Annotated in this window: 30 protein-coding genes, 1 tRNA gene and 1 pseudogene; 21 read left to right on the top strand and 11 right to left on the bottom strand. The window is 60.8% G+C overall.

Annotated features, from left to right (window positions below; genetic code table 11):
* Positions 1–83: 83 nt before the first annotated feature.
* Positions 84–1,025: a CAF17-like 4Fe-4S cluster assembly/insertion protein YgfZ gene (locus BFP93_RS13265; protein WP_065893469.1), complete on the top strand. Its 942-nt coding sequence runs from the start codon at positions 84–86 to the stop codon at positions 1,023–1,025.
* A gap of 38 nt (positions 1,026–1,063) precedes the next feature.
* Positions 1,064–1,885: an HDOD domain-containing protein gene (locus BFP93_RS13260; protein ID WP_065893468.1), complete on the top strand. Its 822-nt coding sequence runs from the start codon at positions 1,064–1,066 to the stop codon at positions 1,883–1,885.
* On the opposite strand, the gene BFP93_RS13255 is transcribed toward BFP93_RS13260, so the two are convergent.
* Together BFP93_RS13255 and BFP93_RS13250 are read right to left on the bottom strand one after the other, a co-directional pair.
* Positions 1,879–3,270 (bottom strand): sensor histidine kinase, encoded by a 1,392-nt coding sequence (locus BFP93_RS13255; RefSeq protein WP_065893467.1) that lies wholly within the window; start codon positions 3,268–3,270, stop codon positions 1,879–1,881. The genes BFP93_RS13260 and BFP93_RS13255 overlap by 7 nt on opposite strands.
* Entirely contained in the window at positions 3,263–3,934 is a 672-nt protein-coding gene (locus BFP93_RS13250) for a response regulator (protein WP_057723066.1), read from the bottom strand. Before BFP93_RS13250 ends, BFP93_RS13255 begins: the two co-directional genes overlap by 8 nt.
* Before the next feature lie 230 nt (positions 3,935–4,164).
* Here BFP93_RS13250 and BFP93_RS13245 point away from each other — a divergent pair, with 230 nt between their 5' ends.
* From BFP93_RS13245 to BFP93_RS13225, 5 genes are all read left to right on the top strand, one after another.
* Positions 4,165–5,148 carry a Bug family tripartite tricarboxylate transporter substrate binding protein gene (locus BFP93_RS13245; protein WP_065893466.1) on the top strand — a complete coding sequence of 328 codons (984 nt, stop codon included), beginning with the start codon at positions 4,165–4,167 and terminating at the stop codon, positions 5,146–5,148.
* A 148-nt stretch (positions 5,149–5,296) separates the two neighbouring features.
* On the top strand, positions 5,297–5,755 hold the full coding sequence (locus BFP93_RS13240; RefSeq protein WP_065893465.1) for a tripartite tricarboxylate transporter TctB family protein: 459 nt from the start codon (positions 5,297–5,299) through the stop codon (positions 5,753–5,755).
* A gap of 1 nt (position 5,756) precedes the next feature.
* Positions 5,757–7,271, top strand: coding sequence for a tripartite tricarboxylate transporter permease (locus BFP93_RS13235; RefSeq protein ID WP_065886225.1), 1,515 nt, complete (start codon positions 5,757–5,759; stop codon positions 7,269–7,271).
* Positions 7,264–8,292 (top strand): AbrB family transcriptional regulator, encoded by a 1,029-nt coding sequence (locus BFP93_RS13230; protein ID WP_065893613.1) that lies wholly within the window; start codon positions 7,264–7,266, stop codon positions 8,290–8,292. The genes BFP93_RS13235 and BFP93_RS13230 overlap by 8 nt, the downstream gene beginning before the upstream one ends.
* Before the next feature lie 155 nt (positions 8,293–8,447).
* A complete protein-coding gene (locus BFP93_RS13225; protein ID WP_128875681.1) occupies positions 8,448–9,380 on the top strand; it encodes a YncE family protein in 933 nt (310 codons plus the stop codon).
* A gap of 11 nt (positions 9,381–9,391) precedes the next feature.
* Here BFP93_RS13225 and ung read toward each other — a convergent pair whose 3' ends face one another.
* A complete protein-coding gene (gene ung / locus BFP93_RS13220; protein ID WP_065893463.1) occupies positions 9,392–10,084 on the bottom strand; it encodes a uracil-DNA glycosylase in 693 nt (230 codons plus the stop codon).
* Positions 10,085–10,219: 135 nt separating this feature from the next.
* Here ung and BFP93_RS13215 point away from each other — a divergent pair, with 135 nt between their 5' ends.
* Positions 10,220–11,332, top strand: coding sequence for an enoyl-CoA hydratase/isomerase family protein (locus BFP93_RS13215; RefSeq protein ID WP_065893462.1), 1,113 nt, complete (start codon positions 10,220–10,222; stop codon positions 11,330–11,332).
* A gap of 4 nt (positions 11,333–11,336) precedes the next feature.
* On the opposite strand, the gene BFP93_RS13210 is transcribed toward BFP93_RS13215, so the two are convergent.
* Positions 11,337–11,771 carry a DUF3757 domain-containing protein gene (locus BFP93_RS13210; RefSeq protein ID WP_065893461.1) on the bottom strand — a complete coding sequence of 145 codons (435 nt, stop codon included), beginning with the start codon at positions 11,769–11,771 and terminating at the stop codon, positions 11,337–11,339.
* A 145-nt stretch (positions 11,772–11,916) separates the two neighbouring features.
* A complete protein-coding gene (locus tag BFP93_RS29255) occupies positions 11,917–12,270 on the bottom strand; it encodes a hypothetical protein (protein ID WP_082632001.1) in 354 nt (117 codons plus the stop codon).
* Positions 12,271–12,552: 282 nt separating this feature from the next.
* Here BFP93_RS29255 and BFP93_RS29680 point away from each other — a divergent pair.
* The 8 genes and pseudogenes from BFP93_RS29680 to BFP93_RS13175 all read left to right on the top strand — a co-directional run.
* A pseudogene (locus BFP93_RS29680) lies at positions 12,553–13,317 on the top strand (MCP four helix bundle domain-containing protein); the annotation flags it as partial.
* Positions 13,312–14,175: a methyl-accepting chemotaxis protein gene (locus tag BFP93_RS29675; protein ID WP_370671701.1), complete on the top strand. Its 864-nt coding sequence runs from the start codon at positions 13,312–13,314 to the stop codon at positions 14,173–14,175. The pseudogene BFP93_RS29680 and the gene BFP93_RS29675, both read left to right, overlap by 6 nt.
* Before the next feature lie 72 nt (positions 14,176–14,247).
* A complete protein-coding gene (locus BFP93_RS13200; RefSeq protein ID WP_065893459.1) occupies positions 14,248–14,460 on the top strand; it encodes a cysteine-rich CWC family protein in 213 nt (70 codons plus the stop codon).
* Positions 14,450–15,142, top strand: coding sequence for a pseudouridine synthase (locus tag BFP93_RS13195; protein WP_065886214.1), 693 nt, complete (start codon positions 14,450–14,452; stop codon positions 15,140–15,142). Before BFP93_RS13200 ends, BFP93_RS13195 begins: the two co-directional genes overlap by 11 nt.
* 304 nt (positions 15,143–15,446) lie before the next feature.
* On the top strand, positions 15,447–16,331 hold the full coding sequence (locus BFP93_RS13190; protein ID WP_065893458.1) for an alpha/beta fold hydrolase: 885 nt from the start codon (positions 15,447–15,449) through the stop codon (positions 16,329–16,331).
* A gap of 135 nt (positions 16,332–16,466) precedes the next feature.
* Positions 16,467–16,540: transfer RNA gene (locus tag BFP93_RS13185), tRNA-Gly, on the top strand.
* Positions 16,541–16,771: 231 nt separating this feature from the next.
* Positions 16,772–17,077 (top strand): DUF6482 family protein, encoded by a 306-nt coding sequence (locus tag BFP93_RS13180; RefSeq protein ID WP_065893457.1) that lies wholly within the window; start codon positions 16,772–16,774, stop codon positions 17,075–17,077.
* A gap of 138 nt (positions 17,078–17,215) precedes the next feature.
* On the top strand, positions 17,216–17,716 hold the full coding sequence (locus tag BFP93_RS13175; protein WP_065893456.1) for a methylated-DNA--[protein]-cysteine S-methyltransferase: 501 nt from the start codon (positions 17,216–17,218) through the stop codon (positions 17,714–17,716).
* Here BFP93_RS13175 and BFP93_RS13170 read toward each other — a convergent pair whose 3' ends face one another.
* Positions 17,717–18,499 carry a GNAT family N-acetyltransferase gene (locus BFP93_RS13170; protein ID WP_065893455.1) on the bottom strand — a complete coding sequence of 261 codons (783 nt, stop codon included), beginning with the start codon at positions 18,497–18,499 and terminating at the stop codon, positions 17,717–17,719. It lies immediately after the preceding gene.
* A gap of 180 nt (positions 18,500–18,679) precedes the next feature.
* Here BFP93_RS13170 and BFP93_RS13165 point away from each other — a divergent pair, with 180 nt between their 5' ends.
* The gene (locus BFP93_RS13165) at positions 18,680–19,105 is read left to right on the top strand and encodes a low affinity iron permease family protein (protein WP_065893454.1); all 426 of its coding nucleotides are present in this window, start codon (positions 18,680–18,682) and stop codon (positions 19,103–19,105) included.
* A gap of 53 nt (positions 19,106–19,158) precedes the next feature.
* On the opposite strand, the gene BFP93_RS13160 is transcribed toward BFP93_RS13165, so the two are convergent.
* Both BFP93_RS13160 and BFP93_RS13155 read right to left on the bottom strand, forming a co-directional pair.
* Positions 19,159–19,686 carry a DUF4142 domain-containing protein gene (locus tag BFP93_RS13160; protein WP_065893453.1) on the bottom strand — a complete coding sequence of 176 codons (528 nt, stop codon included), beginning with the start codon at positions 19,684–19,686 and terminating at the stop codon, positions 19,159–19,161.
* 120 nt (positions 19,687–19,806) lie between these two features.
* Positions 19,807–20,448 (bottom strand): LysE family translocator, encoded by a 642-nt coding sequence (locus tag BFP93_RS13155; protein WP_065893452.1) that lies wholly within the window; start codon positions 20,446–20,448, stop codon positions 19,807–19,809.
* Between the two features lie 198 nt (positions 20,449–20,646).
* On the opposite strand from BFP93_RS13155, the gene BFP93_RS13150 reads away from it, so the two are divergent.
* Both BFP93_RS13150 and BFP93_RS13145 read left to right on the top strand, forming a co-directional pair.
* Positions 20,647–20,886, top strand: a complete 240-nt coding sequence (locus tag BFP93_RS13150) for a CopG family ribbon-helix-helix protein (RefSeq protein WP_065893451.1) — start codon at positions 20,647–20,649, stop codon at positions 20,884–20,886.
* Entirely contained in the window at positions 20,876–21,160 is a 285-nt protein-coding gene (locus BFP93_RS13145; protein WP_065893450.1) for a type II toxin-antitoxin system RelE/ParE family toxin, read from the top strand. The genes BFP93_RS13150 and BFP93_RS13145 overlap by 11 nt, the downstream gene beginning before the upstream one ends.
* 7 nt (positions 21,161–21,167) lie before the next feature.
* Here BFP93_RS13145 and BFP93_RS13140 read toward each other — a convergent pair whose 3' ends face one another.
* Entirely contained in the window at positions 21,168–22,085 is a 918-nt protein-coding gene (locus BFP93_RS13140) for a LysR family transcriptional regulator (RefSeq protein ID WP_065893449.1), read from the bottom strand.
* 68 nt (positions 22,086–22,153) lie between these two features.
* Between BFP93_RS13140 and BFP93_RS13135 the strand changes: the two genes are divergently transcribed.
* Complete coding sequence (locus BFP93_RS13135) at positions 22,154–22,642, top strand: DMT family transporter (protein ID WP_065893448.1); 489 nt, start codon at positions 22,154–22,156, stop codon at positions 22,640–22,642.
* Here the strand turns inward: BFP93_RS13135 and BFP93_RS13130 are convergent, their stop codons facing one another.
* On the bottom strand, positions 22,643–23,317 hold the full coding sequence (locus BFP93_RS13130; protein ID WP_065893447.1) for an NAD(P)H-binding protein: 675 nt from the start codon (positions 23,315–23,317) through the stop codon (positions 22,643–22,645).
* 90 nt (positions 23,318–23,407) lie between these two features.
* Complete coding sequence (yiaY, locus tag BFP93_RS13125) at positions 23,408–24,556, bottom strand: L-threonine dehydrogenase (protein ID WP_065886202.1); 1,149 nt, start codon at positions 24,554–24,556, stop codon at positions 23,408–23,410.
* A 123-nt stretch (positions 24,557–24,679) separates the two neighbouring features.
* Between yiaY and BFP93_RS13120 the strand changes: the two genes are divergently transcribed.
* Entirely contained in the window at positions 24,680–25,696 is a 1,017-nt protein-coding gene (locus BFP93_RS13120) for a DUF4917 family protein (protein WP_065893446.1), read from the top strand.
* The last annotated feature ends 171 nt before the right edge of the window (positions 25,697–25,867 follow it).

The following is a 25,867-nucleotide window of genomic DNA, read 5'->3' as shown; positions in this document are numbered from 1 at the left end:
CTTTGGTCGCGCCCCATGGAAACTATGCATTTGCCGGGCGCCCCTCTATGATGCACCCATGACTTTTTAACCTGCGATGACCCATGGCCGACTCTGCTTTCTTCTGCTCCCTGACCCACGAAGGCGTTCTTGCCGTCCGCGGTGCTGACGCTGCCAAGTTCCTGCAGGGCCAGTTGACCTGCAACCTCAATTACCTGAATGACACCCAGGCCAGCCTGGGCGCGCGCTGCACGCAAAAAGGCCGGATGCAGTCCAGTTTTCGCATCCTGTTACAAGGTGACGGCGTGCTCCTGGCCATGGCCAGCGAACTGCTCGAACCGCAACTGGCGGACCTGAAAAAATACGCGGTGTTCTCCAAATCCAAACTCACCGATGAAAGCGCCGCGTGGGTGCGTTTTGGCCTGGCGCATGCCGATCAGGCCCTATCCGCCCTTGGTTTGGCGTTACCGGTGGAGACCGACAGCGTGGTGCGCACCGAGACGCTGATCGCCATCCGTGTATCGCCAGGCCGCGCTGAACTCTGGGCACCCGCCGAACACGCCGAGAGCCTGCTCAGCCAATTGGCGGCCACCCTGCCGCAAGCCGAGCTGAACGAATGGCTGCTCGGCCAGATTCGCGCCGGCATCGGCCAGGTGATGCCGCAGACCCGCGAACTGTTCATCCCGCAGATGCTCAATCTGCAAGCCGTGGGCGGGGTCAGCTTTAAGAAAGGCTGCTATACCGGCCAGGAAATCGTCGCGCGCATGCAGTACCTCGGCAAACTCAAGCGCCGCCTGTACCGCCTGAGCATGGTTGCAGCCCAATTGCCCGAGCCAGGCACCGCACTGTTTGCTCCCAGCCATAACAGTTCGATCGGCGAAGTGGTCATCGCGGCAAAAGCCGACCAGTCAATTGAACTTCTTGCCGTGCTGCAAGCCGAAGCTGCCGACAATGGCGACATCCGTTTAGGCAGCCTGGAAGGCCCCGGCCTGCAGTTGCTCGACCTGCCCTACGCGCTGGATCGCGATCGCGAGATCCAGCGTTGATCGCTGCACCTTTTTTTGCGACACCCTAGAGAGCATGAATGAACCAGCTGGCGGAAAAAGTCCAACAGGCTTTGGTGAAGGCCATCGACAACGATGACCTGGTTCTGCCGACATTACCGGAGGTGGCCATGAAGATTCGTCAGGCCGCCGAAGACCCGGAGATCAGCATCAGCCACTTGAGCAAGGTGATCGGTCGTGATACGGCCCTGTCGGCGCGCCTGATCAAAGTGGTCAACAGCCCGTTGCTGAGGGCGACTCAGGAAGTCACCGACCTGCACACCGCCATCACGCGGCTTGGCACCAATTACAGCAGCAACCTGGCCATCGGCCTGGTCATGGAACAGATCTTCCACGCCCGCTCCGAGGTGGTGGAACAGAAAATGCGCGATGTGTGGCGCCGCAGCCTTGAAGTAGCCGGCGTCAGCTATGCCTTGTGTCGCCGGCACAGCCAGCTCAAGCCGGACCAGGCGGCCCTGGGTGGCCTGGTGCACCAGATTGGCGTGCTGCCGATCCTCACCTACGCCGAAGACCATTACGAGTTGCTGTCCGATCCGGTCAGCCTAAACCACGTGATCGACAGCATCCATCCGATACTGGGCGACAAGTTGCTCAGTGGCTGGGACTTCCCGGAAATGCTGGCAAAACTGCCGGGCCAGTACCTGAACCTGGAACGCGACGGCGGCCCGCTCGATTACATCGACCTGGTGCAGGTTGCGGTGCTGTTCTGTCACCACAACACGGAACACCCATTGGCGAAAGTCGACATGGCGAGCGTGCCGGCGATGAAAAAACTGCGGCTCGACCCCTCCAGCGAGAAACTGCACCTTGAGCTGCATGAAGCACGTTCGATGTTCTATTGATCGCCGGCAATAAAGCTCACTCGCACTTTCAAGCCCGCCGACGCGCCATCATGCAGACTGATCTGCGCCAGGTGCGCACGGCAGATCTCGCCGACAATCGCCAGCCCCAGGCCGGACCCCATACCCTGCTGACTGCGTCGATAAAATCGCTCGAACACCCGGTCCCGCTCCTCCAGCGGGATACCCGGGCCATCGTCCTCGACTTCCAGCACCGCCGGCGCCGTCACCCGTAAAATCACGTTGCCACCCGGTGGAGTGTGAGCCAATGCGTTGTCCACCAGGTTGCTCAGCAACTCGTTGAGCAGCGTCGGTTCGCCACGCAGCCACACCGGTTCGTCCGCCTCCAGCGCCAGGGCAACGCCACGCGCATGGGCCAGCGGCGCCATGGCCATGCCCAGCTCCCGCGCCAGTTGACTGAGGTCGAGCAACTGCGCGCCGCCTTCGGCAATGGCCCGGGCACCGTTTTCGATGCGGGCCAGGGACAACAACTGATTAGCCAGGTGAGTGAGCCGATCGGTGCCCTGGGCGGCGGTTTCCAGGGTGCTGCGCCACGTGGCCGGTTCTTCGGCGCGCAGGCCGAGTTCCAGGCGGGCCTTGAGCGCGGCCAGCGGCGTGCGCAACTCGTGGGCGGCGTCGGCAATAAACTGCGCCTGGCGTTCGAACTGGCCGCGCAGGCGTTCGGTGAAATGATTGAGGGAGCGCACCAGCGGACCGAACTCATCCTGCACCTCCACCAGCGGCAAGGGCCGCAGGTCGTCGGGCTGGCGCTCTTCCACCGCCGTGCGCAGGCGCTCCAGCGGGCGCAACGCCGCGCTGACGGCAAACCACACCAGCAGCAGCGCACCAATGGCAAGCATGCCCAGGCGTAACAAGGTGTCGGCCATCAGGCTGCGCGCCATGGCGACACGGGCTTCGTCGGTTTCCGCCACACGCACCTCCGCCATGCCGTTCATGTTCGGCTCGGAGACAGCCTTGAGCAGGCTCACCACGCGCACCGGCTGGCCCTGATACACAGCGTCGTAGAACCGCGCCAGGGCCGGATAATCGTCGGTGCGCGGGGTGCCGGGTGGCGGGCCGGGCAGGTTTTCATAACCGGAAATCAGCTGCTGGTGGATGTCGTTGACCTGATAATAAATACGCCCGGCACTGTCGTAGGCGAAGGTATCCAGGGCCACATAAGGCACATTGGCGCTGAGCGTGCCGTCCACCTGGGTCAAGCCGGCGGCAATGGTGCGCGCCGAGGCCAGCAGCGTGCGGTCGTAGGCGGTGTCGGCGGCTTCGCGACCGTTCCAGTAGGCGCTCATGCCGCTGGCGAGCATCAGCAGCACCAGCAACAGCGCCAGGTTGCACAGCAGGCGCCAGCGCAGGCTACGGGGCTTATGCATCGCGGGCTTCCAGCAGGTAGCCGAGACCACGGAAGGTGACAATGGCGATGGGCTGGCCATCGAGCTTCTTGCGCAGGCGGTGCACGTAGATTTCGATGGCGTCGGGGCTGGCTTCTTCGTCGAGACCGAACACCTGGGAGGCCAGTTGCTCCTTGCTCATCACCCGACCAGGCCGGGCAATGAGCGCCTCAAGCACGGCTTGCTCACGAGAGGTCAGGGTCATCAGTTCGCCACCAACCGTGAAGCGCCGCGTATCGAGGTCGTAAACCAGCACGCCGCACGCTTGCTGGCGCTCGCCGCCCAACACGCTGCGCCGCAGCAGCGCCTTGACCCGCGCTTCGAGTTCCGTCAGCTCAAACGGTTTGGCCAGGTAATCGTCGGCGCCCAGGTTCAAGCCATGCACGCGGTCCTTTACATCGCTGCGGGCCGTCAGCATCAACACCGGCACATTTTTTCCACGGGCGCGCAAGCGTGCCAGCACTTCGAAACCGTCCATGCGCGGCAGCCCCACATCGAGGATCACCGCGGCGTATTCCTCACTGCTCAGGGCCAGGTCCGCGGCCACGCCATCGTGCAGTACGTCGACGGTCAACCCCGTGCTCTTGAGCGCCTGGGCGACACTTTCGGCAAGTTGCAAATGGTCTTCAACCAGGAGGACGCGCATGGATTTCTACCTTATTCGGGGTGGTCGGCGCCACGCTTTGCGAGGCAGTTTACAGGCGCCGACTGCCCTGTGAAGCCCGAAAACAGTGAAAGGCAGTTGAAAGGATACTGAAAGCTTCGCCGGTTAGCATCGGGCGACGGCAGGTTACGCCTGCCAAGCTATTGAGCGATAGCACCCGAAAAACGCCTCGAAGCGTTTTCGCCAAATAAGAACAATAAATGGAGACACACATGACGTTCCCCCTACGTAAGCTCGCCCTCGCCGCCGGCTGCATGCTGTTTGCCGGCCACCTGCTGGCCGCCGATGAACCCAAGCGCCCTGAATGCATCGCCCCGGCCTCCCCTGGCGGTGGTTTCGACCTGACCTGCAAACTGGCGCAAAGCGCGCTGGTCAACCAGAAGCTCTTGAGCAAGCCAATGCGTGTGACCTACATGCCAGGCGGCGTGGGCGCCGTGGCCTATAACGCGGTGGTTGCTCAGCGCCCTGCGGATGGCGGCACCCTGGTGGCCTGGTCCAGCGGTTCGCTGCTGAACCTGGCACAGGGCAAGTTCGGTCGCTTCGATGAAAGCGCCGTGCGCTGGCTCGCCGCAGTGGGTACCAGCTACGGTGCTATCGCGGTGAAAAGTGATTCGCCCTACAAGTCTCTCGACGATCTCGTAAAAGCCTTGAAGAAAGATCCAGGCAGCGTGGTGATAGGTTCGGGCGGCACGGTCGGCAGCCAGGACTGGATGCAAACCGCACTGATCGCCAAGGCGGCCGGGATCAACCCGCGCGAGCTGCGTTACGTCGCACTCGAAGGCGGCGGCGAAATCGCCACCGCGTTGCTCGGTGGCCACATCCAGGTGGGCAGTACCGATATCTCCGACTCCATGCCGCACATCCTCAGCGGTGACATGCGCCTGTTGGCGGTGTTCTCCGAGCAGCGTCTGGACGAGCCGGAAATGAAAGACATCCCGACCGCCAAGGAGCAAGGCTACGACATCGTCTGGCCTGTGGTGCGCGGTTTCTACCTCGGGCCAAAAGTCAGCGATGCCGACTACGCCTGGTGGAAAGAGGCGTTCGACAAACTGCTGGCCTCCGACGAGTTCGCCAAGCTGCGTGACCAGCGCGAGCTGTTCCCCTTCGCCATGACCGGCCCGGAGCTGGACACCTACGTGAAGAAACAGGTGGCTGACTACAAAGTGCTGGCCAAAGAGTTCGGCCTGATCCAGTAAACGCCCCCTCTTTTGTGTAATGCCCCTGTAGGAGCGAGCTTGCTCGCGAAGAACCCAAGGACATCCACGTGCGTCCACACAGCACGCGTTATCGTTGACGTTTTTTGCAAGCAAGCTCGCTCCTGCAAGAGAGGCCTTGGAGTTTTCTATGCTCTTACAACGCATTTTCGCCGCCGTGCTGTTGCTGGCCTGCGCCGGCCTCGCCCTGATGGCCTGGCCGTATCAGGCGGCGTTTTCCTACGAGCCGGTCGGGCCGCGCGCCTACCCGCTGCTGATGCTCGGGCTGATGAGCCTGGCGCTGATCTACATGCTGTTTCGCCCGCAGCCCACCAAGCACACCGAAGAAGACCCGGCGCTGGACCGCGACACCCTGATCAAGATAGGCATTTGCGTGGTGCTGTTGCTCGTGTTCGCCGCCACCTTCGAATCCCTGGGTTTCATCCTCAGCAGCATGTTGATCGGCATCCCGATGGCGCGCCTGTATGGCGGCCGCTGGATGCCCAGCGTGGTGATCGTTGGCCTCATGGCTATCGGCCTGTACCTGCTGTTCGATAAAGCCATGGATGTGCCGCTGCCCCTCGGCCTGCTCGACGTTCTGGAGAACTGATATGGATACTTTTGGCTATTTGGGCCAGGGTTTCGGCGTCGCGCTGAGCCCGTACAACCTGATCACCGCGTTGTGCGGCACGCTGATCGGCACCGTGGTCGGTCTGTTGCCGGGCCTGGGCCCGATCAACGGCGTAGCGCTGTTGATCCCCATCGCATTCGCCCTGGGCCTGCCACCCGAGTCGGCATTGATCCTGCTCGCGGCGGTGTACCTGGGCTGCGAATACGGCGGTCGCATCAGCTCGATCCTGCTCAATATTCCGGGCGAAGCCTCCACCGTAATGACCACCCTGGACGGCTACCCAATGGCCCGCAAAGGCTTGGCCGGTGTGGCGCTGTCGTTGTCGGCCTGGAGTTCGTTCATCGGTGCCTTTATCGCCACCTGCGGCATGGTGCTGTTCGCACCGCTGCTGGCCAAATGGGCGATTGCCTTCGGTCCGGCGGAGTATTTCGTACTGATGGTATTTGCGATTGTGTGCCTGGGCGGCATGGCCGGTGACAAGCCGCTGAAGACCTTCGTGGCGGCGCTGATTGGCCTGTTCCTCTCGGCGGTGGGCATCGATGCCAACAGCGGCGTGTACCGCTTTACCGGCGACAACATCCACCTCACCGACGGCATTCAGTTTGTGGTGCTGGTGCTGGGCCTGTTCTCCATCAGCGAGATCCTGTTGCTGCTGGAAAAAACCCACCGTGGCCAGGAAGCGGTCAAGGCCACCGGGCGCATGATGTTCAACCTCAAGGAAGCCGGTGCGGTGTTCGTGGTTAACATCCGCTGCGGCTTGCTCGGTTTCATCATGGGCGTGTTGCCGGGTGCCGGTGCAACCCTGGCGTCCGCCGTGGCCTACATGACCGAAAAACGCCTGGCCGGTGCCAGCGGCAAATTCGGCCAAGGCGACATGCGTGGCCTGGCCGCTCCGGAAACCGCGATCGGCGCCTCCGCCTGCGGCGCACTGGTGCCGATGCTGACCCTGGGCGTTCCCGGCTCGGGCACCACCGCCGTGATGATTGGCGCCCTGTCGCTGTACAACATCACCCCCGGTCCGCTGCTGTTCCAACAGCAACCGGACATTGTCTGGGGCCTGATCGCGTCGTTGTTTATCGCGAACATCATGCTGGTGATCCTCAATATCCCGATGATCCGCATCTTCACCCGTATCCTCGCCGTGCCGAACTGGGCGCTGGTGCCGGTGATCGCCATCATTACCGCGATCGGTGTGTACGCGGTTCACGCCACCACGTTCGACCTGTTCCTGATGGTCGGGATCGGCATCTTCGGCTACATCCTGCGCAAGCTGGACTTCCCGCTGTCGCCGGTATTGCTCGGCTTTATCCTCGGCGGCCTGATGGAACAGAACCTGCGCCGGGCGCTGTCGATCTCCAACGGTGCACTGGAAATCCTCTGGTCGAGCCCGATCACCTTTGGCGTGTGGGTACTGACCGCACTGATGCTGATGTTCCCGCTGGTGCGCATTTACCGCAAACGCGCCCTGCAGCGTCGTGCCGTGGCCGATGTCTGAGGTCACCTTCAAACATTGGTGGGGAACACCGCTGGTCGGCCTGGCCGGCGGTTACCTGGCCAGCCTCGTCGGCTGGCCTTTGCCCTACATGGTCGGCTCGTTGCTGGCGATCATCCTGGTGCGCTGCCTGACGCCGTGGCAGTTGGCGGAAATCCCCGGTGGGCGCAAATGCGGCCAATGGGTGGTGGGCATCGGCATCGGCCTGCACTTCACACCGGTGGTGATCGAGCAAGTGATGAGCCACTTCGGGCTGATCTTTTTCGGCGCGCTGGTCACCAGCCTGTCGAGTGTGGTCAGTGTGTGGCTGATGCGCCGCAGTGGCGAAGATCGCGCTACCGCGTTTTTTTCCAGCATGCCAGGCGGGTCCGGCGAGATGGTCAACCTCGGCGCACGCAACGGTGCCGTGTTGAGCCGTGTCGCGGCGGGGCAAAGCCTGCGGGTATTAGTGGTGGTGCTGTGTGTGCCGGCGATCTTCAAATACTTGCTGGGTGGGGGCGCGCCGCAGTTTCATCCGGCGCCGGTCAATTGGCTATGGCTGGCGTTGCTGTTTCCGATAGGTGCGCTGGCGGCCTGGGGCTGGCAGCGTTTGCGACAACCGAACCCTTGGCTGTTCGGCCCGTTGCTGGTCAGCGCGACGGCCAGTGTGATGTGGGATCTGCATATCGGCCTGCCCGATGGCGGCAGTCAGATCGGCCAATGGTTGATCGGCAGCGGTTTGGGCTGTCACTTCAACCGCCAGTTCTTCCGACGTGCGCCGGCGTTCATGGCGCGCACCTTGATAGGCACCGCCTTGACCATGGCACTGGCAACATTGGCGGCGATGGGCTTGAGCGCCCTGACCCATCTCGACCTGCGCTCCCTGACCCTGGGCATGATGCCCGGCGGCATTGCCGAGATGAGCCTTACGGCTGAAACCTTGCAATTGTCGGTGCCATTGGTGACAGCGATGCAGGTGATGCGTTTGTTGTTTGTGCTGTTCCTGGCGGAGCCGTTGTTCCGGTACTGGAATCGTCAGCCTTGAATAAGCAGCTTGTCGTGCTTGCCAGGCTTTGTGACCGTTCATCTGGACTGTCATTTCTCACAGCTGGGCATTCTCAACCATAAAGCGCATGAATTCCCGGGCAGGACTCATCAATAATCACGCTGCCTGCAGCCTGTGAACCCCTGGGAGTACACATGATGGAAGATCTTATTCAAAGCCCCCCTGGCGATGCCCGTGCACATGCACAAGTTGTGCAAACCATTGCAGTACCGGGCTCCCCCAATCGCCTGGTAATGAACCGCGCAGGAACACGCCTTTATGTGGCAAGCGCCACAGCATCGGGATCCCTCACCGTTCTAGATACCCAGCCACTTAGCGTCCTACAGACGATAGAAAATCTCGGTTCCCCGATATGGCTGGCAATCAACCCGGCAGGTTCGCGCATTTACGTGAGTGACAACAGCGCCGCATCGGGAAACCCGATTACCGTTATCGAAACCGTGAGTAACAGCGTCATCGCACGCATCACGGGGTTCACGACGGTTAATGGCATGGCATTGAACTCAACCGGCACCCGGCTCTATGTCGCTGATCACGGGGCTTCGGAGTTGGTAACCATTGACACCAGCGACCACCAACGCGTAACCGAAATACCTGTGCGTTACGCCAAGGAAGTGATAGTGGCGCCGCGTGACGACACTCGCGTTTACGTTGTGTCGGATTTAGCGGGCTGGAGCATCGTAGACCTTGAAAACAAGCCGATCGTCAGGCAGCTCGCCATCGCCCCAGGCAATCCTACTTCGATCGGTCACAGCCCACGCTACCCACGCATTTACATCACTCACCGCGACGCGGGCCGCTTGACTATCGGCGACGCCTTGATTCCTGAAGTCAGCAAGTACATCAGCGGCCTCAACGAGCCCTGGGGCGTAGCATTCAACCCCCTCAGCGAGATGGCCTATATCACTGAGAGGGACCAGATCAGCATTTATGACACCCGACTGGAAAGCATGGTCGGCACGATCGCAGGTTTCGGCAGTCCGCGAGGTATTGTGGTAGCTCCGGACGGCCGCAATCTGTATGTCGCTGATATTCAAAACCAATCGATATGCATGGTCAGGCTATAGCAACGCACGGGTCAAACAGGCGGCAATCGCCACTCAATCGGCGCCTCGCCGTTTTGCTCAAGAAACTTGTTGGCGCGGCTGAAATGCCCGCAACCGAGAAACCCGCGATACGCCGACAGCGGCGACGGGTGCACCGAAGTCAGCACCAGGTGCTTGGTGGCATCGATCAGCTTCTGCTTGCTCTGGGCATGGGCGCCCCACAACAGGAACACCAGGTGCGGCTGATGCTCGCTGACCACCTCGATCACCCGATCGGTAAAAAACTGCCAGCCCTTGCCGGCATGGGCGTTGGCGTTGGCGCGCTCCACGGTCAGCGTGGTGTTGAGCATCAGCACGCCCTGGTCGGCCCAGCTTTGCAGGTAGCCGTGGTTGGGGATGTCAATGTTCAGGTCACGCTTGAGTTCTTTATAGATATTGACCAACGAAGGCGGCGCCGGCACGCCCGGTTGCACCGAGAAGCACAAACCATGGGCCTGGCCGGGACCGTGATACGGGTCCTGTCCAAGAATGACCACTTTGACCTTGTCCAGCGGCGTGGAATTGAGTGCATTGAAGATCAGCGGGCCCGGCGGATAGATCTCCTTGCCTGCGGCGTGTTCCTGGCGCAGAAACTCGCGCAGTGCGCCCATGTAGGGCTTGTCGAACTCCTCGCGCAGAGCGTGTTTCCAACTGGGTTCGAGTTTGATGCGGTCGCCGTCGGTCATGATGAGGTCATCGAGTGAAAAACAATGGGCGAACCCTAGGAAAGCCGACCCCGCTTGTCAATTGATCTGACACACCCCCGGCACTTTCCCACGGAGCGATCATACTGACCCTTCACCTTCTGGATTGAGGTCACGATGAATCTGCACTTCGAAGAACTCACCGGCAACCACGGCGCCCGCATCGGCATCGCCAGCCTGGATGCGCAACAGTCGCTCAACGCCCTCTCCCTGCCGATGATCCTGGCCCTGGACGAACGCCTGGACACCTGGGCCAAGGACCCGACGATCGTCTGCGTATTGCTGCGCGGCAACGGCCCCAAGGCCTTCTGCGCAGGCGGCGAAGTGCGCAGCCTGGCGATGGCCTGCCGGGAACAACCTGGCGTCGTGCCTACCCTGGCCGCGCAATTTTTTGCCGCTGAATATCGCCTGGATTATCGCCTGCATACCTACCCGAAACCGTTGATCTGCTGGGGTCACGGTTATGTGTTGGGCGGCGGGATGGGCCTGTTGCAGAGTGCGTCCGTACGCATTGTGACCCCCAGCAGCCGTTTGGCCATGCCGGAAATCAGCATCGGCTTGTACCCGGACGTGGGCGCCAGCTGGTTTCTGTCGCGCCTGCCCGGCACGCTGGGTTTGTTCCTAGGCCTTACCGGTGCCCATATCAATGGCCGTGATGCCCTGGACCTGGGCCTGGCCGACCGTTTCCTGCGCGATGACCAGCAAGACGAATTGCTCGATGGCCTGTTGCAATTGAACTGGCAGGAACAGACCGCGATGCAGCTCAACAGTTTGCTCAAGGCCCTGGCCCAGGACGCCGTCGACCAGCTACCCGAGGCACAATGGATGCCGCGCCGGGGGCAGATCGACGAATGGCTGGATGTGGGTGACGTGGCCAGTGCGTGGCGCGCGTTGAGCCTGCTCAAGGATCACGCTGACCCACTCCTGGCCCGCGCCGGCAAGACCCTCAGTGAAGGCTGCCCGTTGACGGCGCACCTGGTGTGGGAGCAGATCCGCCGCGCCCGTCATTTGTCCCTGGCGCAAGTGTTCCAGATGGAATACACGCTGAGCCTCAATTGTTGTCGCCATCCGGAATTTGCCGAAGGCGTACGGGCAAGGCTGATCGATAAGGATCAGGCGCCTCGCTGGCATTGGCCGGATATCAATACAATTCCCGAGGCGGTGGTGCAGGCGCACTTCAACAAGGCATGGGAAGGTAGGAATCCTTTGGCAGATCTTTCCGATTACTGACAGCTTATCGCCGGTTATCCTTAACGTTGAAGGCACAGTTACCCGGTTGATTTTCCTTGCACAGATAAACCAGTTGGTCGAACGAAGTGTTTTCGCGCTCCCAATGCAAGCTGTCCGCCAACGACATGCTGCTGGCCACGTCTGACAGGCACGGACGCAATACGACAAGCTCATCGCGCTGATTGGTGTACACACATTTTTCCACCAGCCCGCTGCGTCGATCATCACCCTTCTGCGGCGCAAACACCGCGCCCGAGAAGGCATGTATGAACTCGCCGGGCTCAACCTTGGGACCTTGCCACAGCACGCCGCTGGCCTGGTACTGGAAATAACCCGTGCCCGTCTGGATCTTCGACTTGTCTGGACAGAACTGGTTGCCCTGCGCCTGGCCAGCCATACAGACGACCAGTACAAGCATGCACATCACGTGTTTGAGCATAGACGCCACCTTCGATTACCACACCGCTTTTCCCCCAGTGAAATGTATCTGCGGCCTCAAAGCTAGCTGTTAATTCTGACAGTACCGACAAACGGCGGGCAAAAAAAAGCGGCGCATCATGCGCCGCTTCGTTCAAAACCTTTTGTCAGCGGTGACCTCCGCGCCCACCGCCGTGATCGCCACCACGCCCGTGCCCACCGTTGCCCCACCGATTGTCTCCCCATCCCTGGTTTGGATACGGCCGATAGGCAGACCTTGGGTAGTAACGTGGCGCAGGTTGGTAATAACGCGGCGCCGAATAATAACGGGGAGCCGGATAGTAGCGTGGCGCGGGTGTGTAGTAGCTGCGCCCGTAGTAACGAGGACCGCCGTAATAATAGGCGGGTGCCGGTGCGGTGTAGACCTCGGAGCGGTAGTAAGTGGTACCTCCATCGTAATAGGGCACGCAAGCTGACAGGGTCAGGCCGAGTAATGCAGTGAGCAGCAGTCGTCGATACATGGCGGCCTCCTGGACCGCGGAAGAGCACCTCCAGCGACGCTGGAGGGCGTCATTCAGATTTACTTGAATGACAGAACGTATGACATCAAAAGCAGAATCTGGTGCGTTTCAGTAACAACTTGATACATCACCAGCGGTACGCCGGAATACGTTAGCTGTATCGATTCAGTATTTTATTCAGAGGCGAAACTTTGTCTCTTACAATGATGTCATTGTGATACTGCACAGTGCCACGGAGGCCTTGGTGTGCGCCTTCCCGTTACTTACCGCCGGATTCAAGATATGAAAATTGCTACCAAGCTGCTGCTCTCATTTTTACTTTGCTCCGTGATTACCCTCGGTGTCGGCCTGCTGGGTATCAAAGGGGTCGTGCGGCTCGCCGCAGCGCTGGAATTAACGTTCTCCAACAACCTGGTGTCGGTCAGCAACACAACTGCCACCCTGAATGGGCTGGTGGCACACAACCGTGGTTTGTACCGCTTGCTCGATGCCGGTAACGGTGACGTCGCCCAGCAGGACCGCGACCGCGTGCGCCAGGATATCGCCAACGAAGTCAAACGCAGCCAGGCGGCGTACACCACCTACCGCGCCACGCCGTTGGAAGATGACGAGCGGGCGGCGGGTGACACCTTCGACCAGATCTGGCCAACGTACCTCAGTAGCTCGGAACGCATCCTGAGTCTGCTCGACAAAGGCCAGATCGAGCAGGCACGCACCGAGCTCAATACCACCAACAATGAACTGTTCCGCCAGGCCCGCGAGCTGATCCGCGTGATGGTCGAATCCAACAACCGCCAGATCAAGGAAGGCGCCATTGCCGCCGAGGCGCTGCGTGACAGTGCGCTCACCTGGATGATCAGTGGCATCGTCCTGGCCTTCATCATCGCCATTATCGTCGGCGTGCTGATCACCCGCCTGATCACCCGCCCCATCGCTCAAGCGGTGGCGAGCGCGCAACGCATTGCCGACGGTGACCTGACCCAGACCATCAGCACCGAGCGCACCGACGAAGCCGGGCAGTTGCTGGTGGCGCTGTCGGACATGCAGGGCGGCTTGAAACACACCCTGCTGGAAATCGCAAACGCCTCCGACCAGCTGGCCTCGGCCGCTGAAGAACTGAGCGCAGTCACCGAAGAAAGCACCCGGGGCCTGACCCGGCAGAATGATGAAATTCAACAAGCTGCCACCGCCGTGAACGAGATGACTGCGGCCGTCGATGAGGTGGCCGGCAACGCTGTATCGACTTCGCAGGCTTCAAGCCAGGCGACTACCGAGGCCGAGGAAGGCCGTGAGCAAGTGGCACAGGCCGTCTCCGGCATGAATTCGATGGTGGTGGAGATCAACGATTCGACGAAGTCGGTGGAAGGCCTCGCCAGCCAGGTCCGCGAAATCGGCAAGGTGATCGATGTGATTCGTGGGATTGCCGACCAGACCAACCTGCTCGCCCTCAACGCAGCGATCGAGGCCGCCCGTGCGGGTGAGCAAGGTCGTGGCTTTGCGGTGGTGGCCGATGAAGTGCGCGCGCTGGCCCATCGCACACAAGTGTCCACGGTGGACATTGAAAAAATGATCGGCGAAGTGCAAGTCGGCGCCGACGGCGCGGTGGCCGCGATGAACAAGAGCCTGAGCTGGGCCAACAACACCCAGGTGCTGGCGCAGAATGCCGGCGAAGCGTTGCAACGTATCACCGCCAGTGTGGCGAAGATCAACGAACGCAACCTGGTCATCGCGTCCGCCTCGGAGGAACAGGCCCAAGTGGCGCGTGAAGTCGATCGCAACCTGCTCAACATCCAGGACCTGTCGACCCAGACCGCCGCCGGCGCGCATCAGACCAACGCTTCCAGCCAGGACCTGTCGCGCCTGGCCACCTCGTTCAGTGTGCTGGTCGGCAAATTCAAGCTGTAAGTAGCTTGGCGCCCATCGGCGCTGTATCGTGCAAGGCCACGCACACCTTGCCCGATACAGCCCGACCTGCCCATGACCACCCCGACCCTTTGCCCCGCCTGCGGTGCCCGTAACGACTGCAGCCTGGCCGACCCGCGCACGGCCGACCAGGCCTGCTGGTGCTACAGCGTCACCATCGACCCGGAGGTGCTCCAGGCGCTGCCCGACGAACTGCGCAACCAGGCCTGCCTGTGCCCGCGTTGCGCCCAGGTGGACCAACAGCTGCGCCGCCACGATGCGCCTTGATCGCTTCCTCAGTAACCTGCCACGGTTTAATCGCAAGCAAGTGCGGCTGCTGTTGGCCGAACGCCGGGTAACGGTGGATGGTGCCACGGTAAGCGACCCGCTTCATGAGGTGCGCACGTTCAGCAGCGTGCGCGTGGACGGTGAGGTGCTGCAGCCGGGCAAACCTGCACGTTATTTCATGCTGCACAAGCCGCAAGGGTGCGTCAGCGCTACCTGCGATGCGCAACACCGCACAGTACTCGATCTGCTGGATGAACCGCACAAGGACGCACTGCATATCGCCGGGCGTCTGGACTACAACACCACCGGGCTGATGGTACTCACCAATGACGGCCAGTGGTCGCGGCGCCTGACGCAACCGGCGACCAAGTTACCCAAGGTGTATCGGGTGGAAACCGAGCAGGACATCGGCCCGGACTATGCAGCGGTCTTCAGGGCGGGCCTGTACTTCGCCTTCGAAAACCTCATCACTCAACCCGCCGAACTGGAGTTACTGGGCCCCAGGACGGCGCGCTTGAGCATCATCGAAGGCCGCTATCACCAGGTCAAACGCATGTTCGGGCATTTTGATAACAAAGTGACTGCCCTGCATCGCGAGCGCATGGGGCCGCTGCAACTGGATGCAGCGCTTGCGCCGGGCGAATATCGGGCGCTGACTGACGAGGAAATCCGTCTCGTCTGACGACCGCTCAGCCGCTGACGGCAAAAAAACCTCTGCGCCGCTTGCGACATCCCGAGCCTGTGCTTGAATCAAGTTCACCCGTTGGATGATGACTGGCGGGTCACCTATAACCTCCAAGAAACACCTTGCCCCGCCCGCGCTTGATTGACGGGCTGTCCCGGCAAACATCCCGCCCTGACAACCGCTGTCGGCCAGCCGCAATCGGACCGACATGGGCGCTCGGCTTCCAGGCGTATGCCTACCTGTCATAAAGCTCGTGCACAGTCATTTGCGCGCCCTACCCGCTTGCCAGGAGTCTTACGACATGAGGCCAGAAATCGCTGTGTTGGATATACAGGGTCAATACCGGGTTTACACGGAGTTCTATCGCGCCGATGCCGCTGAAAAAACCATCGTCCTGGTCAACGGCTCGATGGCCACCACGGCCTCTTTCTCCCAGACCGTGAAAAGCCTGTACCCGCAATTCAATGTGGTGTTGTACGACCAGCCCTATGCCGGCCGTTCCAAACTACACAACCGCCACGAGCGGATGCTGACCAAGGAAGTCGAAGGCCAGATCCTCCTGGAGCTCATCGACCGCTTTGCCGCCGAACACGTGCTCTCGTTCTCCTGGGGCGGCGCCGCGACGCTGTTCGCCCTCGCTCAACGCCCGCAACGCGTCGAAAAGGCCGTGATCAGCTCGTTCTCCCCGGTGATCAACGCACCGATGCGTGATTATCTGGAGCGCGGCGTCGACTACCTCGGCAACCTGGACCGCGACCGCGTCGGCCACCTGGTCAACAGCACCCTGGGCAAGCACTTGCCGTCGCTGTTCAAGCGCTTCAACCACAAGCACGTGAGCGGCCTGGCCGAACATGAATACGGACAGATGCACTTCCACATCAGCCAGGTGCTCAACAGCGACCGGTTGTGCTACCTCAAGGCAGCCAGGCAGATCGACATTCCCGTGCTGTTCGTGAACGGCGAGTGGGACGAGTACACCAGCGCAGGCGATGCCAGGCTGTTCGGTCAGCATGTGAAAAACAGCAGCTTCAGCACGGTTCAGGCGACGGGGCATTTCCTCGATATGGAGCATAAAGCGGCGTGCCGGGACAGCCGGGACGCGGTGGTGGGCTTTTTGAAAGGGCAGCGGCCGGTGAGTCGCATACGTTACCAGCCAGGTCAGACGCAACACGCCTTTGCGGTCTGACATCAGACTCACTGCAGGAGCGGGCTCCTGCAGTGGCGCCACCTATTCGGCAGGCGGCGCGAGCGCAACGTGCGATTTTTTCGAAGAAAAACTTCAAATCCGGGTGAACATCTGGTACAAAGTCAGCCGCTTTGAGCGGGTATAGTTTAGTGGCAAAACGAAAGCTTCCCAAGCTTTAGTTGAGGGTTCGATTCCCTCTACCCGCTCCACTCAAATAGGTTCTCCTGTCATGCCACGGCTGACACGGGAAGCATAAAAAACCGGTCCCTGTGACCGGTTTTTTTATGCCTGGCGTTCAAGGGCCGTTAACGCCTGTGTTCGCGTCGCCCCAGAAAACTGTACAAATATAAAATTCTGTACAAGTATTGTGCGTTGGGTACCAATACACATTGATCAACCGGTCGATCACGCCCAGGTCGGCGTCCAATGAGGTGCAATTCATGAATGTGCACATGCTGACCGAGCTGGCCGCGAACGGCGAGATCCGCGAGCTGCAATTGCTGTCGCTGGAAGGTGGCTTGTATCTGGCACGGGTTCGGCTGGATCGCGATGAAAAAACGCTGCAGGGCGATGACGGGCAGCCACTGCGCATCCGCTCCACCACCCATTTGCGCGACCTGCTGCAAGGGGTGCCCGCGTTTCCCTGCGTGCTGGTGCAACACAGTGTGCATGACGAGATGTGCGGGGTACGCGAAGGGCCGGTTGGTGGATTGCGCATTCCGTTTTCACTGAACGCGGCGCTCTAAGCTACATTTATTGTCGGACCCGTTTTCCGAGTATCAGCGACATTGATTTAAGCAGCGTCCTACCGACCGCAAGAAACCGGTTTCTCCCAGGGTTCACTGAGCGGATAGTTGCAGCGGACAGCCTCAAGGATCAATCCCATGTCATACGCCTGCAAATTCATGCCCTCCCCCGTCGGCCAACTCACCCTGGTAGCCCGCAATGGCAAGCTCGGTGCCGTGCTCTGGGAAACGGAAAGGGAAAATCGGGTGCGCCTGGGTGAACTGCACGAAGCCAACGATAGCCCGGTACTCCTGGAAACAGAGCGGCAGCTGGCGGAGTATTTCGCGGGTACGCGCAATCGTTTCGAGTTGGAACTGGATTTCTACGGCACTGACTTTCAGAAGCAAGTCTGGCAGGCTTTGCTGACCATCCCCTTCGGCGAAACCCGCAGCTACAGCCAGATAGCCCGGCAGATCGGCAACCCGAACGCCGTGCGCGCCGTAGGCGCAGCGAACGGGCGTAACCCCATCTCGATCATTGCGCCCTGTCACCGTGTCGTGGGGGCTTCGGGGGCACTGACGGGGTTTGCCGGCGGGCTTGAAGCCAAGCAGTATCTGTTGACGCTGGAGGATCGCGGCCAGGCAGCACTGGCGTTCTGATCACGGGCTTGGCACAGGCCCGCGAACAAAAGACACGCAGTCGAATAATCGTTGGAAACCCAATTTTTGATACAGCGGGACAGCCATCATCGACCCCTCGAGAAAACACCTGCGCGCCCCAAGCCCCGAGGCGTGAAGCAGGGCCGACTGGATCAATCGCGTGGCATAGCCTCTGGCGCGAAAGCCGGTCAGCGTGCCGACGTCACTGAGCCTTGCCTGGCCCTCACACACTGACAAGGTCAACGCACAGCCCACCTGCCCCTCGACGGACAGGATGAAGTGATAAAGGGCTTCACCGGCGTCCAGCGCCCGCTGGTGCCGCGTCTGATAATGGGCGACCGTCTCGGGCGATATCGAAAACGCACTGCCAAGCGGACTCGCCCACTCGTTCAAGTCACGCGTCAGGCTGATCTGCACGGCCTCCTCGCTAATCGATGGCGCGAAGCGTGCCAAGGGGTGAACCATCGTGGTGCTCTTTTCGGCAGGCTCAAAGCCAAGCCCGGTGAGGGCGTCGCGTAACCCGTCGACCTGTACCTCAGGCATCACGATGCGTATAGGCAATGCGGTACGGCGGATCAGTTGCAGAATCACCGGCGTCGTTTCGCGCAGGGGCGCGCAGCCCACGCGGATGAACAACGTATTCCACGGCGTGGGATTTTCCTCGGCAAGATAGGTATTGATACCGGCGGCATGTCGACGGTACACCGCGCAGGTCGCCGCGAAAAAATGATCTTCGGTCAAGTAATAAAGCGCAGGTATGTCACAAGCGGCCTCTGCGTACATAAGGACTGTCCAGGTCAAAAACCCAGTCTTGCGCTCATGGCTTCGCAGCGCCGTAGGCTCGCTCCTAAAACCCGGGCAGAAAAATGCCTGCTTTGGTCCGCAGGCCAAGTTGTAAAAAGAAATTTCAGCGACTCGTTGCGGTCAGTATTTTCATCACCCCCCTTTTGAGGAAAAACGGTCATGAAATTCTCCGCTGTCTCCCAAACTCTATCGCGCTGGGCCGGCAGCCCCCGGACGTTCTACGCGGCGGTGGCGTTGATTCTGGCGTGGAGCCTGAGCGGGCCGTACTTTCATTACAACGACACCTGGCAATTGATCATCAACACCTCGACCACCATCATCACGTTCCTGATGGTGTTCCTGATCCAGAACACACAGAACCGCGATAACGACATTCTGCATATCAAGATCGACGAGCTGTTGCGTGTGTCCAAGGATGCCCAGAACGCCGTGTTGAGCCTGGACGGCCTGGACCGCAAAGAGCTTGAAAAACTGCGCCAGGAATATCGCGATATCGGCAAAGCCGGCAGCTTGAGCCTCAACAGCAGTTGTGGTGCCGCCGCCGACGACGCGGCGCCGCCAAAAACCGATTTGAACCAGGCATAAAAAAACGCCGGTTGGAGATGATCCAACCGCCGTTTTCATTTCAAGGGGCTACTTCAACCGTCACCCTGGTGGTCCTTGCCGTAGGTCGATGCCAGGGCCCGGGCTTTCTCCAGACGCTCCTGCAACTTGGGCAGCGTCTCGTCCACCAACGCTTTTATCTCAGGCACATCCGACGCCGCACCTTCCTGCTTGAACAGGGCGATGGCGTCTTCGTTTTCCTTGACCTGCTGCGCGATATAGGCGGCGTCGAAGGAGTCGCCGTCCTTGAGTTCGGGCATCAGGGTTTCAGCCTTGTCGACGATCTTCTCCCGCGGGGCCACCGGCAGGTCGAGCTTTTTGGCGATCGCCGCCAGATGCTGGTTGGCCAGGGTGCGCTCGTTGATTACCTCAATGGTGTAATCCTTGATTTCCTGGGACGAGGTCTTGGCGTGCGCCATACGACTGGTTTCGATATCGGCCATGCCTTTGGCTGAAGCCTGCTCGATGAATTGGGCAGGCGACTGGGCGAAAGCACTGCTGGCGCCGAGGCCCAGCAGCATCGCGAAACTGGCGGTGCGTAACCGGATAGCCATGCGGCTCATGATGGGTTCCTCCAGGGCAAAAATAGGGGCAAGGGAACGGCTCCTTGCCCTGAATTCGAATTTTGCATGCGGCAAAGGTTTAGAAAAAACTTTGCAGTGCGACGAACGGTCGTTGCTGATTCAGGCGGGTTTGCTTGCAAACAGGCCTGGCAATGCGTGCGCCAGAGCGTTGACGGCGAACCCGATAAACATCACGCCGCACAGCTTCGTGATGAGGATTTCGTGACGTTGATACACCGTACGCACACGCTGGGCACCGACCACACCGATCAGGATCGCGTAGGCCAGCAGGCCGCCGATAAAACTCAGAAAAATCAGCGACGGCAGCATCGACCACGTCAGCAACTCGGCACGACTGGAGAGCAGTGCCGTGAAGGTCGCCACCGCCACCGGGTACGCCTTGGGGTTGGTCAGGCCGAACAGAATGCCGTGCCAGAACGGATGCCGCGCCGCGCCCTGAGGGGCGTCGCCGCTACGGCGCTGGGTGCGGATGGCGCGCCAGCCGAGCCAGAACAGATAGAGGCCGCTGAGCACGCCGAGTACATCAAACGCACTGCTGCCGACTTCCCGCGCCCCCACAATCGCCACCAGGGCGGTGCTGCACCACACCACGTCGCCGAGCAAATGCCCACCCAGGAAACCGGCACCGGCGCGACGGCCACGGGCGGCGCCGATGCCGAACACGGCCAACACGCCAGGGCCGGGCGTAATACCATAGATAAACCCGGAAGCAAGGACCGCTAACAGCAAGGATGGGGTCATGGGCGGGGCTCTGGCAAATTCTGGCAAATTGTTGAAATAGACAGCGATTGTGCAGGTTCCGGGGCTACGGGTAAAACTTCATTTGTTGCGCCATTCCCTACGCCGGCAATCGTCCGCAATGCCCTGACGAACGGGACAAACGCTCCATCGGATGACGCTGTAGTATGGCGCACTACATATCACTACATCGAGGTTTGTATGTCTGTCATGTCTCTGCGGATACCGGAAGACGTCGCCGATACGCTTGCCAGTCTCGCCAAAGCGACCGGTCGCAGCAAATCGTTCCTTGCTGTTGATGCGTTGCGCGAATACCTGGCACGTGAAGCATGGCAAATCGAAGAGATTCAAAAAGCACTGGAAGAAGCCGATGCGGGAGATTTCGCGACGCCTGCCGAGGTAAAAGCCGTCGCTGATAAATGGCGCAACAATGCAGGTTGAGTGGCTGAGGGCAGCCCTCAGAAACCTTGATGACGAAGCGGCCTTTATCGCTGAAGAAAACCCCAAAGCCGCCTCCGAGTTCGTCCAGGCGATGTTGACCGGGCTCGAACACATTGCGCAATTTCCCGCGCTGGGAAGAATGGGCCGGGTCCCGGGAACGCGTGAATGGGTAGTGCCGCGATGGCCCTATATCGTTCCTTACCGTATTCGTGACGGGCGACTACAGGTCATGCGAATTTTTCATACCCGCCGTCAGCCACCCACCTCGTGGTAGCGACTGCTCAGCCCTGCAGCACACCTTGCACCCGCCCCCTCAGCCACTGCAACCCGGTATCCCCGCCTCGTCGCGCGTGCCAGGCCAGCTCGAACGCAAACGATGGAATATGAAACGGCGGCGGTACGCTTATCAGGTGCGTGTGATCGATATTGAGCAGGCCCCGGGATGAGACGGTCAGGATCAGGTCCGTGCCCTGAATCAGCTGCGGTGCCACGCCCCAGTGCGGCAGGCTGATTGCCACATGACGCCGCTCACGAATCGCGCTCAACGCACGCTCGATTTCCGGCGTGCCGCTGCCGCGCATTTCCAGCAGGACATGGGGGCGTGACAAGTAGGCAGGCAGGTCCAGCACACCGCCTTGCGGCAGGCTGTCGCGGTCGACCAGGCAGGTGTAATGCTCCTCGAACAAGGGCGTCGTGCGCAGTTCGGCCGGCACGTCAGGGAAGACCCCGGCGGCGAGGTCCAGATCGCCATTGAGTACACCGTCGACCATGCCTTCGCGGCTGGTCTGGATGATTTGCAAGTCGATGCCCGGCGCTTCATGGCGTAACAGACGCACCAAGCCGGGCAGGAAAATCGCCGCGCTGTAGTCCGACATCGCCACGCGAAACCGGCGCTTGGCCGACGCCGGGTCAAAACGGTTCGGCGCCAGCAGCGCCTGCACCTGAGCCAGGGCCTCTGCCAAAGGCGTGGCCAACTCCAGCGCACGGGCGGTCGCTATCAATGCGCCGCCCTGACGCACCAGCAACGGGTCGCCCAACAGGTCACGCAGGCGCGCCAGCGCATGGCTGACCGCCGGTTGGCTCAGGTGCAGGCGTTCGGCGGCGCGGGTGACGTGTTGCTCGCTGAGCAGAGCGTCGAGGATCACCAACAGGTTGAGATCGACACGTCGCAAGTCATTCATCAGCTGCATGCTCGGCATAAGAATTTGGAATTTAAATTTGCGCGACGAATAACCTAGAGTCCAGCAAAACCTCTGGGAGATTGGAAATGACAACGTTGCATTGGCTGGGTTTGTTGCTGCTGGCGGTGATTGCCGGCGCCGTGGTGCCGTTTCAGAGTGCGATCAACGCCAACCTGGGGCGCGGGCTCGGCCACCCGTTGTGGGCGACGCTGGCATCCCTGCTGGTAAGCATTATTGTGTTGCTGCCGGTGATCATCGCACTCCGGCTGCCCTTGCCGAGCCTGGCCTTTATTACCCGGGCGCCGCTGTGGATGTGGGCTGGCGGCGCATTTGGGGTGTGCTTCATTTCGCTGGCATTGATGCTGCTGCCCAGGCTGGGCGCATCAGGGTTTATCGCCCTGGCCATGGCCGGGCAGATTCTGGCGTCGTTGCTGCTCGACCATTTCGGGCTGTTCGGCCTGGCGCAGCGTCCAATGACAACGCCGCGGGCGCTCGGAGCGTTGTTGTTGGTGGCCGCGGTGGTGTTGATTCAGTTCAGCGCCACGCCGGTGCGGGCAGCGGCGACGGCGGGTTGATCAGCCGCGCTCAGCGGCCAGATGATTGATGTCGCGCTGCTCCACCACCGGTTGCGGCGCGCCATGGCTCACCGCCTGCAGCATCGCACGGCCGACGGTCTCGGTGCTGACAACCCAGCTCGGTTTTATCCGACGCAAAAACGAGAGCAACGGCCCGAGCACGCTGTAGAACGCCTGGTACAACGGCGTCTTCGAACGCACGCCGTGCAACGGTTGGATGATCCCCGGCCGGAACAGATAGACCGCCTTGAACGGCAAGCGCAGCAAGGCGTTCTCGGTCTTGCCCTTGACCCGTGCCCACATTGACTTGCCCCGCTCGGAGCTGTCGGTGCCGGCACCAGACACGTAGATAAACGTCATCTGCGGATTGAGCCGCGCCAGGGTGCTGGCGGCGACTAACGTCAGGTCGTAAGTGAGGTGGGTGTACTTGACTTCATTCATGCCCGCCGAGGAAACGCCCAGGCAAAAGAAGCACGCATCAAAGCCCTGCAGCAGGTTTTCCAGGGGTTGGAAATCCAGCATGTCGCCGTGCAACACCTGATGCAGTTTGCCGTGCTCCTGGGTCAACGGGGTACGGCCGACCGCGACGACTTCCTGCACGTCGGGCGCCAGCAGGCACTCGCGCAGCACGCCCTGGCCGACCATGCCGGTGGCGCCGAATAACAGAACTCTCATGGGGGACCTCAGCGGCAAGCCGCAAGCTTCATGCTCATGTTGAACGTGTTCAACCCGTAGCTTACCGCTTGCAGCTCGAAGCCGCCCCTATCAAAACGCGCTGCGAAAGATCTCCTCGATCTGGCGCTGATCCGCGCGCCGTGGGTTGGTCAGGCCACACGCATCCTTGAGCGCATTGCTCGCCAGCAGCGGAATATCCTGCAACCTGGCGCCGAGCTCACGCAGGCCGGCGGGAATTTCCACATCCTGGGACAAGGCGCGAATCGCGACGATAGCAGCCTGCGCGCCCTCTTCCGGCGTAATCCCCTTGATATCGGCACCCAACGCGCGGGCCACGTCACTCAAGCGCTTGGCACTGACACTGGCATTGAAACTCTGCACGTGGGGCAGCAGCACCGCATTGCACACGCCGTGAGGAAGGTCGTACAGACCACCGAGCTGGTGCGCCATGGCATGCACGAACCCCAGCGATGCATTGTTGAACGCCATGCCCGCGAGGAACTGCGCATACGCCATGTTCTCCCGCGCGGCCAAGTCGCTGCCGTCACGTACCGCCAGGCGCAGGTTGGCACTGATCAATTCGATGGCCTTGATTGCGCACGCGTCGGTGATCGGCGTGGCGGCGGTGGATACGTAGGCCTCAATGGCATGCGTCAACGCATCCATGCCGGTGGCGGCGGTGAGGCCCTTGGGCATGGCGACCATCAAGGCCGGGTCGTTGACCGACAGCAACGGCGTGACATTGCGGTCGACGATGGCCATTTTCACGTGGCGGGTTTCGTCGGTGATGATGCAGAAACGGGTCATCTCACTGGCCGTGCCGGCGGTGGTGTTGATCGCCACCAGCGGCAGTTGCGGCCGGCTCGATTGGTCGACGCCCTCATAGTCGCCGATACGCCCGCCGTTGGTGGCGCACAACGCGATGCCCTTGGCGCAGTCATGGGGCGAGCCGCCGCCCAGGGACACGACAAAATCGCAGGCACTCTGTTGCAGCAACGCCAGGCCCTTCTCGACGTTTTCCACATTGGGGTTGGGCTTGGCGCCGTCGTAGACCACCGAGTCGATGTCCTGCAACGCCAGTTTCTCGGCGATCATGCTGGCCACGCCGGCTTTGCACAGGCCCTGGTCCGTGACGATCAACGCCTTGCGAAAACCGTAATTGCGGATGGCGATCATGGCTTCGTCGAGGCAGTCGATGCCCATGATATTGACGGCGGGGATAAAAAACGTGCTGCTCATGGTCGATCCTCAGGGGTTTTATACCCACAGAATCCACCGGTACCGCTTGCCGTATCTTGACCAGGATCAATGCCGGCTCGTGATAAAGTCACCGTCCAGCCGATTTCGAGTAGACCCGCCGCAATGAAGGATTTCCAGGATATTGACGCCCACCTTGACGACTGGAGCGCACTGCGCGACGCCATCGACTTCAATGGGATTCTGATCGGCAACGGCGCAAGCCGCACGATTTGGGAAGACTTTGCCTACGACTCGCTGTTTGAAAACGCTCGCACAGTGGAAGAAAAGCCCCTGGGCCAATCCGAACTCAGCGTATTCGATGCGCTGCAGACCCGCAGTTTCGAGCAAGCCCTGGGCGCGCTGAAAACCACCAGCCGCGTCAACAAGGCCCTGGCGGTCAGCTCGGCGGCGCCACGCAATCGCTACTACGCGATCAAGGAAGCACTGATCAATACGATCCACACCGTGCATATTCCCTGGCGCCTGGTGCAGCCTTCGACCCTGGCGACCATCAACGCGGAACTGGCCCGCTACACCACGGTGTTTACCAGCAATTACGACCTGCTCAATTACTGGGCAATCCTGCACACGCCGGGTATCGACGACCTGTTTCGCAGCGCCGATTCAAGCTTTGACCTGCGCGACACCCGCACTGACGCCACGCGCATTCTGTACCTGCACGGCGGCCTGCACCTGGTGCGCAACCTCGACGGTACCGCGCGCAAACTGCCGTCCACCGACAGCACGTTGCTCAGCAGTTTCGCGATCAACAACACGATCAAGACGCTGGACGATGTGCCGCTGTTCGTCAGTGAGGGCAAGGTGGAGGAAAAGCTCAAGACCATCCGCAGTTCGGATTATCTGTCGTTCTGCTATGAACAGTTGCTCACTCACCAGGGCACGCTGTGCATCTTCGGCCATGACCTGGGGCCGCAGGATAAACACCTGGTGGATGCGATCCGCCAGGCCAACATCACCACCCTGGCCATTTCGGTGTCGGGGCGCAGCGATGGGTTCATTCGCCAGCAGAAGCAGCGGTATTCGCAGTTGTTCGAAGGTACTGGCATGGAACTGAAATTCTTTGCCGCGCGTACCCACCCACTGGGTAATCCAACGCTGTCAGTGCCTGTCGAACACTGATCCAGTGAACGGAGAAGACCAACTGTGGGAGGGGGCTTGCCCCCGATGACGGCCTCTGGGCCGACCAGGATGTTGGGTCAGATCGAGTACATATCCGTTTCTGCGGTAACGGCCACTTAGGGTTCCGCCCTGACGGCGGCTCACTTTTGAAAAGCGCAAAAGTAAGCAAAA

This window comes from Pseudomonas sp. 44 R 15 (genome assembly GCF_900004965.1).
In the GTDB taxonomy this organism is placed as follows: Bacteria; Pseudomonadota; Gammaproteobacteria; order Pseudomonadales; family Pseudomonadaceae; genus Aquipseudomonas; species Aquipseudomonas orientalis_A.
This window is presented reverse-complemented; position numbering and strand designations above follow the sequence as displayed.